We start from the raw sequence: 12,479 nt of genomic DNA on the forward strand, positions 1-12,479 counted from the left end.
CGGGGGTGGGGGCGTGGGTGGTGAGGGTCATGGCGTCCAGCTCCCGTGCTGGTGGTAGGTGATGTTCCAGGCGATCGCGATCCGCAGCCGGGAGCGGGTCGTGGTCGCCTTCATCCAGTGGGCCTGCCAACCGGGGAAGGCGATCATCCGGCCGGGGACCGGGCAGTAGTGGACGGCTCCGGGGGACGCGGCGCGAGTGACCGCGGCAGGTCGGGGATCGAGCATGTGCAGGTATCCGGCGTCGCTGTCGCCGTCGGGGTGGGGGTCGGGGTCGGTGGCGATGGACAGCAGGCCCGACCAGGCCGAGTCATGACGGGTGTGCGGGCGCAGTGGTCGGCCAGGTCGACAGATCACCGCCCACGCCTCCGTGACGATGTCGTGGTCGTCGATCTCGTCGGCGGCCTCGCCCAGCACCGCGCGGGCCAGCGCCCGGCCCGCGACGGAGATCTGATGGCCCAGCCAGTCGATCGAGGGATGCTTCCAGGTCAGCATGGTCGGGGCTGACTTGATCACGTTGACGGCGCCGGACTGGGCGCCGTTCTTGTCCGCGTCGAGGACCAACTCCCGCAGGGCTGGGAGGTGCTGGGCGGCGCCGGTGCAGTCGGCCTGGTAGACGGGGGTTCGCCACATCTGCAGCACCAGCCGTTCTCCAGGGGGGTCGGCACGGGTACCCGTGTCGTCGGCGGGGAGGGTCTTGGTCACGATCGTGCTCCTTCTTGATGGGGTCCGCTGTGGGGCGACCGGTAACCGGCGGTCAGTCGTTCGTCCAGCTCAGGCTTCAAGGCGCCGCGGCGGGTCTGCACGTGCCCAGCCACGTCGGCCGGTATGGAGGTGGGGGCGGCCGATGTGGCGGGCATGTGCGGGATGCCCACGGTCTCGCCACAACTTCATCGCTCCGTCCCCGCACGAGCAGCGGCACCTTCCGTATGGGAGGCGACGGGGCGTCGCCGAGGACCGGCACCGGGCCCAGCCGGCTCACGGAACCGCGGACTCCGGTGCTCCGTCGAGCGGCCGGGCGGTGCGTACCAGAGTCGTCCGGGCCTCGCCGCGGTCGCCGTCGTCCTCACAGGCGGGTCGGGTCGAGACGGGGTAGGTGGACGTGCACCCGGCCGCCAAGGTCATCCCGTCCCCGGCCTGAAAGCGGGTCAGGTCGGAAATCAAGCTGATCCTCGGCGCCCGGGTGCGAGCGGGGGACGGCCGCGACACCCGCGTCGGCGCGGGCCCGTCGGTCGTCGCAGGGCTTAGACGGGCTCGGTGAAGTCCTCTCCGGGCGCGTCGGTGAGGCGCTGCAAGTAGTTGAGCTCGCCGAGGGACTCGACGAGGCCCAGTTCGGTCTCCAGGTAGTCGACGTGCTCTTCTTCGTCCGCGAGGATCTCCTCGAAGATCCGGGCGGAGGTGACGTCGCCGCGCTCGCGCATCAGCGCGATGCCGGGTCGCAGCCGGGTCACGGTCTCCATCTCCAGGGCCAGGTCGTTCCGGAGTTGCTCGGGGACGTCCTGCCCGATCCGCAGTGCGTTGAGTTTCTGGTAGTTCGGGGTTCCCTCCAGGAAAAGGATTCGTTCGGTGATGCGCTCGGCGTGCTCCAGCTCCTCATGGGCTTCCTTGCGCGAGTGCTTGGCGAGTCGCACGTAGCCCCAGTCCTGCTGCATCTTGGCATGCAGGAAGAACTGGTTGATCGCCGTCAGTTCCGCTGTGAGCTGCTCGTTGAGCAGCCCGATGATCTGGCTGTCACCTTCCATGCAACTGATGCTGGCACGGCCGACAGGTCCTCACCAGCTCTGAAATTTCGAGTTGAATATCCGTCGCCGGACGAATTCATTGCTTGGACTGCACCATCGGAGGCTTCGGCGCCTCCATCTCAGCCAGAAAAGATAGGGCTGAGATTCTCAAAGAGAAGGCCCCAAGATGCGTCGACGGAGCAGCGAAGGCTGCATGAAGACACAGGTCATGACACTGAACGTGCGATCGGCCGCGTGACGATCTCCGGCCGTCCAGTAGATGGACAACTGCCACAACCCCGTTTCACATCGCGACCGACTTTCTAATCTTCTTGGAAGAAGCAAGCCGCGCACCTGCGGTGCAGAACGTTGTATGAGGTCACGGTGTTAGAAACATAGATGATCATGTAAATGGCGACCACCGAGCTATGTGAAAGGATCTCCAAGGCACCTCAATTGCTTAGGTCGACCTTATTTAGGATAGCCTGTCCTTGGCAAGGATAGGCTATCCTAAATTGTTAGAATAATCGAGTTCGCAAGCTCACTAATACGATTCGCTTCGGGTCTTCGTGAAGAACACAATGCAGATTTATGCGCATCTATCCTCCTGTCGGGATCGCGCAGGTCCGGGGTGCCGGAGTACAGAGATCTGATCCGGCTCGTTCATCGGCCGTACCGAACGGCGCGATGCCCCCGGCACACCAGGGACCCCGGAACCGATAGCGGGACGAGGGCGTCTCCCCGAACGGTTGGTCACCTGCTCGCCGGGATGCTCCCGTGGTCACGATGAGGTCAGCCGCGTGTCTCCTCGACGGCCCGGATACCGGTGACCTTGTCGGCGCGGACGGGGATGACGTGGTCCGACTCGTCGCCGATTAAGGGGCGCAGCAGCAGCCGGTGGCGGGCAATGGCGGCGGGTTCCCTGCTCAGGTTCGGTACTGGCGACGATGACGCTTCAGCCGAGATGGCGGACGCTGTCGAAGTCGTCGGCCTCGTAGGCGACCACCGTCCCGCCTGCGGGACGGCATGGGAGAGGAACCGCGCCCAAGCGGTTGCGGATGATGACGGCGTCCTCCTCGACGAGGCCCGGGTGTGACGGGGTCGGATGACACCTCTGCCCCGGTTCCTCCCCTGAAAGTCCACGGCGGGTCCTCATCCGGCTCGGCAGGGTCACCCAGCGGCGTCAGCAGATGCGTGGGAGTTGTTCGCCTACGAGCATGTCGACGACGCGGACGCCGCCGAGCATGGTGCGCATGTGGACGCGGCCGGGGTGCTCATCGGTGAGGCTGCCTATCACGCGGGCGCCGGCGCCTTCGGGGCGGGTGTGCATCGCGTGCAGGACGGCTTCGGCCGCGGTCGGTGCGACGAAGGCGACCAGGCAGCCCTCGTTGGCCACATGCAGGGGGTCCAGGCCGAGCAGTTCGCAGGCGGCGGCCGCCAGGGGCGGTACGGGGACGGCGTCTTCGGTGATGTCGACGCCGATCGATGAGGTCTCGGCGAGTTCGTTGAGTGCGGAGGCGAGTCCGCCGCGGGTGGGATCGCGCAGTGTGTGTACGTCCGGTCCGCCCGCGTCGAGCATGGCGGCGACCAGGGCGTGCAGCGGTCTGCTGTCGGAGGCGATCTCGGATTCGAAGCCGAGGCTCTCCCTGGCGCTGAGGATCGCGGTGCCGTGCAGCGCGATCGGTCCCGACAGCAGGACCAGGTCGCCGGGGCGTCCGTGCGCCGCCGAGGGCGTTGCGTCCGGGTGGCGGACGCCGATGCCGGTGGTGGTGACGTACACGCCGTCGGCGGCGCCGCGTTGGACGACCTTGGTGTCGCCGGTGACGATCGGGACGCCGGCGGTGGCCGCCGCGCGTGCCGCCGACGCGGTGATCGCGCGCAGTTCGTCCAGGGGGAGGCCCTCCTCGACGATGTAGGCGAGGGTGAGCGCGACCGGGCGGGCGCCGCGCATGGCCAGGTCGTTGATGGTGCCGTGCACGGCCAGGGAGCCGATGTCGCCGCCGGGGAAGAACCGGGGCGTGACGACGAAGGAGTCGGTGCTGGTCACCACTTCGGCGGTGCCGGTGTCGACGACCGCGGCGTCCTCGGCGATCGGGTCCGTGCCCAGTTCGGTCGCGATCACGTCGCGGAGCAGCTCGGCCATCAGGCGGCCGCCGGAGCCGTGGCCGAGCAGGACCCGTTCGGTCTCGGCCGCCGGTGCGGGGCAGCTCAGGGCGGTCGGGTCGGTCATCGTGTTCTCCCGGCGTTGTGGAAGGCGGCGCAGGTGCCCTCGCTGGACACCATCGGCGCACCCAGCGGGTGGCGCGGCGTGCACGTCGTGCCGTACGCGGCGCAGTCGGTGGGCAGGCTGGTCCCCCGGAGGATCGCCCCGGCGATGCAGTCGGCGTTCTCAAGGGAGCCGAGCCCGTCGGTGTCGAGCACGGCGGCGCTGAAGCGGCGTTCGGCGTCGTATTCCGCGAACTCGGGGGCGAGCGTCAGGCCGCCGGCGGTGATGGGGCCGATGCCGCGCCAGGTTCGGGTGGTCACCTGGAACACACGGCGCACCGCGTCCTGGGCGGCGGTGTTGCCGGAGCGGCGCACGGCACGGGTGTACTGGTTCTCGACCTGGTGGCGGCCGTCCTCCAGTTGCCGGACGGCCAGCAGGATCCCTTCGAGCAGGTCGAGCGGCTCGAATCCGGTGACCACGATGGGCACCCGGTATCGGGCTGCGATCGGCTCGTACTGGGTCCAGCCCATCACGGCGCAGACGTGGCCCGCGGCCAGGAACGCCTGCACCTGGTTGTCGGGCGAGTCGAGGATGGCGGTGATCGCGGGCGGCACCAGCACGTGGCTGACGAGCATCGAGAAGTTGTCCAGGCCCAGAGCGTGGGCGCGCAGCACGGCCATCGCGTTGGCCGGGGCGGTGGTCTCGAATCCGACCGCGAAAAAGACCACGTGCCGGTCGGGGGCGGCGGCGGCCAGGCGGACGGCGTCGAGCGGCGAGTAGACCACGCGCACGTCCGCGCCCCTGGCCCGCAGTTTGAGTAGATCGCCGCGGCTGCCGGGGACGCGGAGCATGTCGCCGAAGCTGGTGAAGGTCACCTCCGGGCGGGCGGCGATGGCCAGCGCGTGGTCCAGGGTCTCCAGCGGCGTGACGCAGACCGGGCAGCCCGGGCCGTGGATCATGCGCACGTCCTCGGGCAACAGCTCGTCGATGCCCTGCCGGACGATGGTGTGCGTCTGCCCACCGCACACCTCCATGATCGTCCAGGGCCGGGTGGCGGTGGCGTGGACATCGGCGAGCAGCCGCCTGGCCAGGACCGGGTCCCGATACTCGTCGAGGTACTTCATACCGCCCTCCCGGCGTCCCGTGGCGGCTCTTCGCCGCCGGCGAGCTCGGCGCTCAGCACGTCGGGGATGGCGTTGAGCACCGCCATGGTGCGGGCGGCCTCCTCCTCGTCCACCGTGCTGATCGCGAAGCCGACATGGACGATGACGAAGTCACCGACGTCCGCCTCCGGGGTGTAGGCGAGGCAGACCTCCCGGCGGACGCCGTCGAAGTCGATCACACCCATCCGCAGGTCGGCGTCGTCCGCCTCGACGATCCGTCCGGGAATGCCCAGGCACATGCCGTTCAACTCCTCTCCGTTGCGTCCGCGAGCCGCGCCGCCGCGATCGCCGCCTGCCCGTAGCTGATGCCCCCATCGTTCACCGGTACCCGTTCGCCGAGGAAGGCCTCGAACCCTGCCTCGTCCAGTGCGCTCAGGACGGCCGTGGCGAGCGTGCGGTTCTGGAAGACGCCTCCGGACAGGCAGACGGTGCCCACCCCGGCGTCGGCGGCGGCGCGGTCGCACAGTTCGACGGTGACGATGGCGAGGGTCTGGTGGAAGGCGGCGGCGATCCGAGCGGGCGGCTCCCCGTCGGCGCGGGCCGTGAGCGCGTCGCGCAGCGTGGCCGCGCCGTCGTACACCCACAGCCCGCCGCGCCGCACCAGCCGCCAGCCGAGTGGTTCCGTGGTGCCCTGCCCGCCCGCGGCCGCCTCCAGCCGCATCGCGGCCTCGCCTTCGTAGCGGTTGTCATCGCATATCCCCAGCAGGGCCGCAAGGGCGTCGAAGAGCCGCCCCGCGCTGGAGGCCAGAGGGGAGTTCACGCCCCGGTCGATCATGCGGCGCGCGACGGCGACCTCCCGTTCGGGCAGTCGCGCCAGCAGGTCCGCGGCCGGCTTTGTGCCCGGGGCGCGGTCGCCCAGGGGTTCGGCGCCGAACAGGTAACCGAGCGCCATGCGGGCCGGACGCCGTACGGCCGCGGCACCACCGCACAGGGGCGCGTGGGAGAACCGGCCGAGCCGTTTGAACCCCGAGTAGGTGGCCAGCAGGATCTCCCCGCCCCAGAAGGTGCCGTCGTCGCCCAGCCCGAGCCCGTCGTAGGCGACACCGAGGAACGGGCCAGTGACACCGTGCTCGGCGGCGGTCGCCACGACATGGGCGTGGTGATGCTGGACCGGAATCCGGCGCCCTGCGGGCCACCGCGCCGCGTGCTTGCTGGACAGGTACTCCGGATGCAGGTCGTGCGCCACGTACGCCGGTTCGACGTTCTCGACGCGCAGGCAGCGGTCCAGCGACTCCTCGAAGGCCGCGAAGGTCTCGGCGTCCTCAAGGTCCCCGGTGTGCGGGCCGATGATCGCCCGCCGCCCGTTGGCGACGGTGAAGGTGTGCTTGAGCTGCGCGCCCAGCGCCAGGATCGGTTCGGCGGCGGCGACCGGCAGCGGCAGCGGAGCCGGGGCGATACCGCGGGCTCGGCGCACGATGGACGGCCGCCCCGCCACCACGCGGACGACGGAGTCGTCGTAGCGGGCCAGGATCGGCCGATCATGGGAGAGGACGCCGTCGGCGACCGGGCCGAGCCGGCGGCGCGCCGCGTCGTCCTCGGTCACCATGGGCCCGCCGGCATGGTTTCCGCTGGTCACGACCAGTGGCCGGACGAGGTCGCGCAGCAGAAGGTGGTGCAGCGGGCTGTAGGGCAGGAACACCCCCACATCCGGCAGGCCGTCGCACACCTGCGGGGCCAGCGGCCCGCGCGCCCTTGGTGCCAGCACGATGGGGCGAGCGGGCGAGGTCAGCACGCCGACGACGGCGGCGGTCAGGTCGGCGAGCGTGCACGCCGCCGCCATGTCCGGCACCATGACGGCCAGCGGTTTGGCCTCCCTGCCCTTGGCGGCGCGGAGACGTCCGACCGCTTCGGTGTCGGTCGCGTCGCAGATCAGCTGGTAGCCGCCGATGCCCTTGATCGCGACCACCCCGCCTTCGCGGATCGCTTCCGTGGCGGCGGCCAGCGCTTCCTCTCCCTGCCGCCCGCCGGGCTCCCAGGAGAGCCGGGGGCCGCACGCCGGGCACGCGACCGGCTCGGCAAGGAAACGACGGTCCGCCGGGTCGCGGTACTCGGCCTCGCACGCCGGGCACATCGCGAAGGCACCCATCGTCGTGCGTGCCCGGTCATAGGGCAGCGCCTCGATGATCGTCGCGCGCGGGCCGCAGGCGGTGCAGTTCACGAACGGATACCGATATCTCCGGTCGCCCGGATCGAACAACTCCCGCAGACATGCCTCGCAGGTGGCGAGGTCGGGTGGTATGTCGCGGGTGGCCGATCCCGCGGCGGCGCTGCCGAGGACCGCGAACCCCGCCTGGGCGGACGAGCCGTCCAGCCGCGTCGCCGTCACCCCGGTCACCGACGCCGCTTCCGGCGCCTCGGCGACGAGACGGGACGCGAAGTCGTCCAGCACCGGCCCCTCCCCCACCGCCGTGATCACCACGACGCCGCCGCTGTTGCGCACATCGCCGCGGACCCCGCAGGCCACGGCGAGCCGGTACACGAACGGCCGGAACCCCACCCCCTGCACGGTTCCGCGCACCTCGAACCGCCGCGCCTCGGTCATCCCGCCATCCTCGCGAGTCCGCACACCGGTCATGCCTGTCAGCCTTACCCACCGCCGTGGCCCCGGTCAGGGGCGCACGGCACCGAAGCCGGGGACGAAGGTCCCTCGCATCGGCCCGCCCACGCTGCATTCCCACCCGTTTCCCATAGCCGGTCGGCCCCGGCTTCAGAACTCGAAGACCAGCCGGGCGGGCACCCGGCCGCCCAGTACGTCGTCGAAGCAGGCGTTGACGTCGTCGAGGGCGCGAGGCTCAGCGATCATCTCGGTCCGGCCGGCGGCGGCCAGTGCGAACACCTCGGTCAGCTCTTGGCGGGTGCCGGCGACAGACCCGATGACCGACCGGCCGCCGACCACGGTCTCGAAGAAGGGAACGCCGAGGGCGGCGCCGCCCGGGGGAAGTCCCACGCACACCAGGCGCCCGCCCCGGCGCAGCGAACGGTACGCCTGCTCGAACGCCGTGGGCGCGGCCGTGAGGACGACCGCCACATCGGCGCCGCCGGCCTCCCGGAGGGCCTCGACGGGATCGTCGGCGCGTGCGTTGACCACGTGGTCAGCGCCCAGCTTCGCGGCGAGGTGGAGCTTGTTCCATTCGATGTCGACGGCGGTGACGAGAGCGCCCGCGATCCGCGCGTACTGCAGCGCCATGTGCCCGAGGCCGCCGGCGCCGAACACCGCGACCCGCTCCGCGGGCGTGACCCCGGCTACCTTGATCGCCTTGTAGGCGGCCGAACCCGCGCAGCTCAGCGGCGCCGCCTCGAACGCCGGCAGCGCCTCGGGCACCTCGACGATCCCGGCCTCGTGGACGGCGGCGTACTCGGCGTAGGCGCCGTCGACGGAGTAGCCGTTGTTCTCTTGACGCTCGCACAGCGTCTCCCAGCCGGTCAGGCAGGATCGGCAGTGCCCGCACGTCCGCGCGAGCCACGGGATCGCGACGCGCTTGCCGATCCGGGCGGTGGAGACGTCGGCCGCGGCCTCCTCGATGACGCCGACTCCCTCATGGCCGGGGATGAAGGGCGGGTTCGGCTTGAGGGGCCAGTCTCCGCAGGCCGCGTGGATGTCGGTGCGGCACAGCCCAGAGGCCTCCATCCGCACCAGCACCTGTCCCGGTCCGGGCCTCGGGACGAGCAGGTCCCGGATCACCAGTGGTTTGTCGAAGCCGGTGACCACTGCTGCCTTCATGAGCCCTCTTACATCGGTGTGCGCCACGTGATCGCGGTCACATCCGATGATCGGCACACCGGTGGACCGTCCAAAGTGCCCAACGACCCCGGAGAACGGCCCAAAGGTCCCATGGCTCTGCCCGGACCCCACCGGCTCCCAGTATCCCCGGGCTCCGGCATCCCCCTGATCGTCGGCGCGGGGGCCCACGCCCACGGACGACGTGGCGCCACCACGCCCAGCGCGTGTTCGAGGCGGGAGAAGTCCTCCGCCGCTTAGGCAGCGTTTCGAGCTGGACGGTGCGTGGTCGCCCACTTCTCCGTCCCTTTCTGGGCTTCTCCCGCCCTGATGTCATTTCACCGCAGAGGACCTGATGCCGCCAGGGACGAAAGTCCTCGGCATCGGGGGCGCCCCGCCGCGTGTCGGACCGCCGGCGCCTCCAACCCCCGTACCGGTCGAGGTCCTGGTCAGACGCCGCCGGCGCGAGGTCCTCAAAATACCCCCGGGGGTATGTGTCAATCGCTCGATCCGTTGGGTATCGTGCCAGACATATACCCCCCGGGGTATCAACAGGGCCGGTCGGGTCCAGTGCTCGGACGCTCACCGCCGCACATGCGGATGGTGCGCCTGATCCCGCGAGACAGCGCCACCTGACGGATTCGAAGGAGGAAGCCCGATGATCGACGTCCTTGCGATCGACACCCCTTCGCTGGGGGACCGCAGCTACTTGGTGACCGACGGCGAGGTCGCGTTCGTCGTCGATCCGCAGCGCGACATCGACCGCGTGCTGGCACTGGCCGAGGACCACGGGGTAGACGTCGTCGACGTGTTCGAGACCCACGTCCACAACGACTATGTGACCGGCGGGCTCGCGCTGGCGCGGACCACCGGGGCCGCCTATCACCTCAACACCGCCGACCCGGTGACGTTCGAGCGGGCACCGGTGAGCGACGGCGACGTGATCGAGGTCGGTGCCCGGATGCGGGTGCGGGCGCTGGCCACACCGGGGCACACCTTCACCCACCTCGCCTACGTTCTGGAGGCGCCCGGCCGGGTGCCCGCGGTGTTCACCGGCGGTTCGCTGCTCTACGGGTCGACAGGCCGCCCGGACCTGCTGGGCCCCGCCCACACCAGCGCGCTGGTGAGCGCTCAGTACGGTTCGGCGCACCGGCTGGCCCGCGAACTGCCCGACGACGCCGAGGTCTTCCCCACGCACGGATTCGGGAGCTTCTGCTCGGCCACGCAGTCACAGCGACAGGCGTCGACCATCGGAGGGGAGAAGCGCGCCAATCCCGTTCTGACGCTGGACGAGCGGGCGTACGCGGAGTCGCTTCTGGCCGGGCTGGACTCCTATCCGGCCTACTACACCCACATGGCGCCGTCCAACAGCGCTGGTCCGCAGGCGCCCGACCTGTCGGCGCCGCGCCGAGCAGACGCCGCCGAACTGCGCCGTCGCATCGACGCCGGGGAATGGGTGGTGGACTTGCGTTCCCGGACGGCGTTCGCGGCCGGGCACATGGCGGGGACGCTCAACTTCGGGCTGGACGGCGCCTTCGTGACCTACCTCGGCTGGCTGATCCCGTGGGGTACGCCGCTGACACTGCTCGGCCAGACCTCGCGGGAGGTGGCGCAGGCCCAGCGAGAACTGGTGCGCATCGGCATCGACCGGCCGGCCGCGTCCGCCGTCGGCGGCCCGGAGCGATGGGCGGGTCGCGAGCGCGTGGCGAGCGTCCCGGCCGGGTCCTTCGCGGATCTGGCGGCGGTGCGGCACCGCCGCCCGGTCACGGTGCTGGACGTCCGCCGCGACCTGGAATGGCGGGACTCGCACATAGACGGTGCAGTGCATATCCCGCTGCACAAACTGCCCGGGCGCCTGGCCGAGGTGCCGGACGGCGAGGTGTGGGTGCACTGCCAGGCCGGCTACCGCGCCTCCGTCGCGGCCTCGCTGCTGGCCAGCGAGGGCCGGCACGTGGTCGCCGTCGACGACGAGTACGGCTCCACGGCCTGCACCGGACTGCCGCTCGTCACCAAGGCCGCGTGAGGCCGGGCGACCCAAATGACCGCTGGTCCGGGGACCTGCCCGCAACGGACCCCGGACCAGCCTCCCCGCGACCACTCCTGTCCTCTGCGAGGTGAACCCAGATGAGCCCTCTGCCCGCGACACTCGAGGCGGCGGACCTGCGCGCGCTTCTCACCGCCCCCAACCCCCCGCGGATGCTGGACGTGCGCACCCCGGCCGAGTTCACGGCGGCGCACATCCCCGGCTCCTACAACGTCCCCCTGGACCTGCTGCGCGAGCACCGCGCCGAGCTGAGCGCCCATCTGGACGACGTCGTGCTGGTCTGCCGGACCGGCAACCGAGCCGCCCACGCCGAACACGCGCTCGCCGAGGTCGGGATGGCGAACGTGCACGTCCTGGCCGGCGGCATCCTCGCCTGGGAGGCGGCAGGCGCGCCTCTCAGCCGCGGCCGCGCACGCTGGGACCTGGAACGGCAGGTCCGGCTGGTCGCCGGTGCCCTCGTCCTGCTCGGCGTACTCGGCGGCCTGGTCGCGCCGGCGCTGGTGTGGCTGGCGGGCGTCATCGGAGCCGGGCTCACCGTCGCCGCGCTGACCAACACCTGCCTGATGGGGACCATGCTGGCGCGGCTCCCCTTCAACCGCGCCCCGGCCTGCGACGCCGTCGACGTCGTTGAGCTGCTGCGGGACGGGCGGTCGTGATGACGCTCGCGCTGACCCTGGCCGCAGCGCTGACCGTCGGCTTCTCGCTCGGCCTGCTCGGCGGCGGGGGCTCCATCCTCACCGTTCCGATCCTGGTCTACGTCGCCGGGGTCCAGACCAAGCAGGCCATCGCCATGTCCCTGTTCGTCGTGGGCGCGACCGCGCTGGCGGGCGTCCTGCCGCACGCCCGCGCCGGACGCGTCCGCTGGCGGACCGGCCTGCTGTTCGGCGTCGCGGGGATGGCGGGCGCCTACGCCGGAGGACGGCTCGCCGCCTACGTTCCCGGCTCGGTGCTGCTGGCGGTCTTCGGCGTGATGATGGTGGTGACCGCGCTGGCCATGCTGCGCCGCCGCCCCGGCCCGCCCGACCCCGCCCCGGCCGAGCCCGGCTGCCGGGCCGACCTCGTCGACTTGGGTGCGACGGAGCGTCCCGTACTGCGGATCCTCGGAGAGGGCGTCGCGGTCGGGCTGGTCACCGGCCTGGTCGGGGCGGGCGGCGGTTTCCTCGTGGTGCCCGCCCTGGTGCTGCTCGGCGGCCTCTCGATGCCCACCGCAGTCGGCACGTCGCTGCTGGTCATCGCGATGAAGTCGGGCGCGGGCCTGGCGGGCTACCTGCACGCCGTGGAGCTGGACTGGCCGCTCACCCTGTCGGTCACCGGTGCGGCCGTCCTCGGCGGGGTCGCCGGGTCCCAGCTCGCCGGGCGGGTCGCGCCGCAACGGCTCCGGCGCGTCTTCGGATGGTTCGTCCTGGCCATGGCCGCGTGGGTGCTCGCGGCTCAGACCCCGGCCGGAGCGCGCGACGCGCTGTTCACCACGCCCGGCGGCTGGACGGCGCTCGCGGTGATCCTCATGGCGATGACCCTGACCTCGCTCGGACGTTTCCGAAACCGGAGTCGGATCTCGGATCAGCGGACGATCGCGCCGGAGCCGAACCGGCTCCCGTGAACGGCCGCCGCCACGGCCCCGGCTCGGGAT

The 12,479-nt window shown here is 71.2% G+C and carries 10 protein-coding genes; 3 read left to right on the forward strand and 7 right to left on the reverse strand.

The window, feature by feature from the left end; translation table 11 throughout:
* Window positions 1-27: 27 nt before the first annotated feature.
* From ETD83_RS08950 to ETD83_RS08980, 7 genes are all read right to left on the reverse strand, one after another.
* Entirely contained in the window at window positions 28-702 is a 675-nt protein-coding gene (locus ETD83_RS08950; RefSeq protein WP_138644598.1) for a putative 2OG-Fe(II) oxygenase, read from the reverse strand.
* Between the two features lie 539 nt (window positions 703-1,241).
* Window positions 1,242-1,739, reverse strand: coding sequence for a bacterioferritin (bfr, locus tag ETD83_RS08955; protein WP_138644599.1), 498 nt, complete (start codon window positions 1,737-1,739; stop codon window positions 1,242-1,244).
* 1,162 nt (window positions 1,740-2,901) lie between these two features.
* Complete coding sequence (gene hypE / locus ETD83_RS08960) at window positions 2,902-3,948, reverse strand: hydrogenase expression/formation protein HypE (protein WP_138644600.1); 1,047 nt, start codon at window positions 3,946-3,948, stop codon at window positions 2,902-2,904.
* Window positions 3,945-5,048 (reverse strand): hydrogenase formation protein HypD, encoded by a 1,104-nt coding sequence (hypD, locus tag ETD83_RS08965; protein WP_138644601.1) that lies wholly within the window; start codon window positions 5,046-5,048, stop codon window positions 3,945-3,947. The genes hypE and hypD overlap by 4 nt, the downstream gene beginning before the upstream one ends.
* Window positions 5,045-5,326, reverse strand: a complete 282-nt coding sequence (locus ETD83_RS08970; protein WP_138644602.1) for a HypC/HybG/HupF family hydrogenase formation chaperone — start codon at window positions 5,324-5,326, stop codon at window positions 5,045-5,047. The genes hypD and ETD83_RS08970 overlap by 4 nt, the downstream gene beginning before the upstream one ends.
* A gap of 5 nt (window positions 5,327-5,331) precedes the next feature.
* A complete protein-coding gene (gene hypF / locus ETD83_RS08975; protein ID WP_138644603.1) occupies window positions 5,332-7,629 on the reverse strand; it encodes a carbamoyltransferase HypF in 2,298 nt (765 codons plus the stop codon).
* Window positions 7,630-7,794: 165 nt separating this feature from the next.
* Window positions 7,795-8,808: an alcohol dehydrogenase catalytic domain-containing protein gene (locus ETD83_RS08980; protein ID WP_138644604.1), complete on the reverse strand. Its 1,014-nt coding sequence runs from the start codon at window positions 8,806-8,808 to the stop codon at window positions 7,795-7,797.
* Window positions 8,809-9,463: 655 nt separating this feature from the next.
* Between ETD83_RS08980 and ETD83_RS08985 the strand changes: the two genes are divergently transcribed.
* The 3 genes from ETD83_RS08985 (at window position 9,464) to ETD83_RS08995 (ending at window position 12,449) form a co-directional block, all read left to right on the forward strand.
* Complete coding sequence (locus ETD83_RS08985) at window positions 9,464-10,828, forward strand: MBL fold metallo-hydrolase (protein ID WP_138644605.1); 1,365 nt, start codon at window positions 9,464-9,466, stop codon at window positions 10,826-10,828.
* Between the two features lie 101 nt (window positions 10,829-10,929).
* Entirely contained in the window at window positions 10,930-11,505 is a 576-nt protein-coding gene (locus ETD83_RS08990) for a rhodanese-like domain-containing protein (protein ID WP_138644606.1), read from the forward strand.
* A complete protein-coding gene (locus ETD83_RS08995) occupies window positions 11,505-12,449 on the forward strand; it encodes a sulfite exporter TauE/SafE family protein (protein WP_171064096.1) in 945 nt (314 codons plus the stop codon). Before ETD83_RS08990 ends, ETD83_RS08995 begins: the two co-directional genes overlap by 1 nt.
* The last annotated feature ends 30 nt before the right edge of the window (window positions 12,450-12,479 follow it).

Origin of the sequence: Actinomadura soli (assembly GCF_005889715.1) — a bacterium.
Taxonomy (GTDB): domain Bacteria; phylum Actinomycetota; class Actinomycetes; order Streptosporangiales; family Streptosporangiaceae; genus Spirillospora; species Spirillospora soli.

What these genes read in the sequence shown, in the direction of transcription:
- bfr (WP_138644599.1), bottom strand. Translation starts at nt 1,739, where the DNA reads ATGGAAGGTGACAGCCAGATCATCGGGCTGCTCAACGAGCAGCTCACA.
- hypE (WP_138644600.1), bottom strand. Translation starts at nt 3,948, where the DNA reads ATGACCGACCCGACCGCCCTGAGCTGCCCCGCACCGGCGGCCGAGACC.
- hypD (WP_138644601.1), bottom strand. Translation starts at nt 5,048, where the DNA reads ATGAAGTACCTCGACGAGTATCGGGACCCGGTCCTGGCCAGGCGGCTG.
- ETD83_RS08970 (WP_138644602.1), bottom strand. Translation starts at nt 5,326, where the DNA reads ATGTGCCTGGGCATTCCCGGACGGATCGTCGAGGCGGACGACGCCGAC.
- hypF (WP_138644603.1), bottom strand. Translation starts at nt 7,629, where the DNA reads ATGACCGAGGCGCGGCGGTTCGAGGTGCGCGGAACCGTGCAGGGGGTG.
- ETD83_RS08980 (WP_138644604.1), bottom strand. Translation starts at nt 8,808, where the DNA reads ATGAAGGCAGCAGTGGTCACCGGCTTCGACAAACCACTGGTGATCCGG.
- ETD83_RS08985 (WP_138644605.1), top strand. Translation starts at nt 9,464, where the DNA reads ATGATCGACGTCCTTGCGATCGACACCCCTTCGCTGGGGGACCGCAGC.
- ETD83_RS08990 (WP_138644606.1), top strand. Translation starts at nt 10,930, where the DNA reads ATGAGCCCTCTGCCCGCGACACTCGAGGCGGCGGACCTGCGCGCGCTT.
- ETD83_RS08995 (WP_171064096.1), top strand. Translation starts at nt 11,505, where the DNA reads ATGACGCTCGCGCTGACCCTGGCCGCAGCGCTGACCGTCGGCTTCTCG.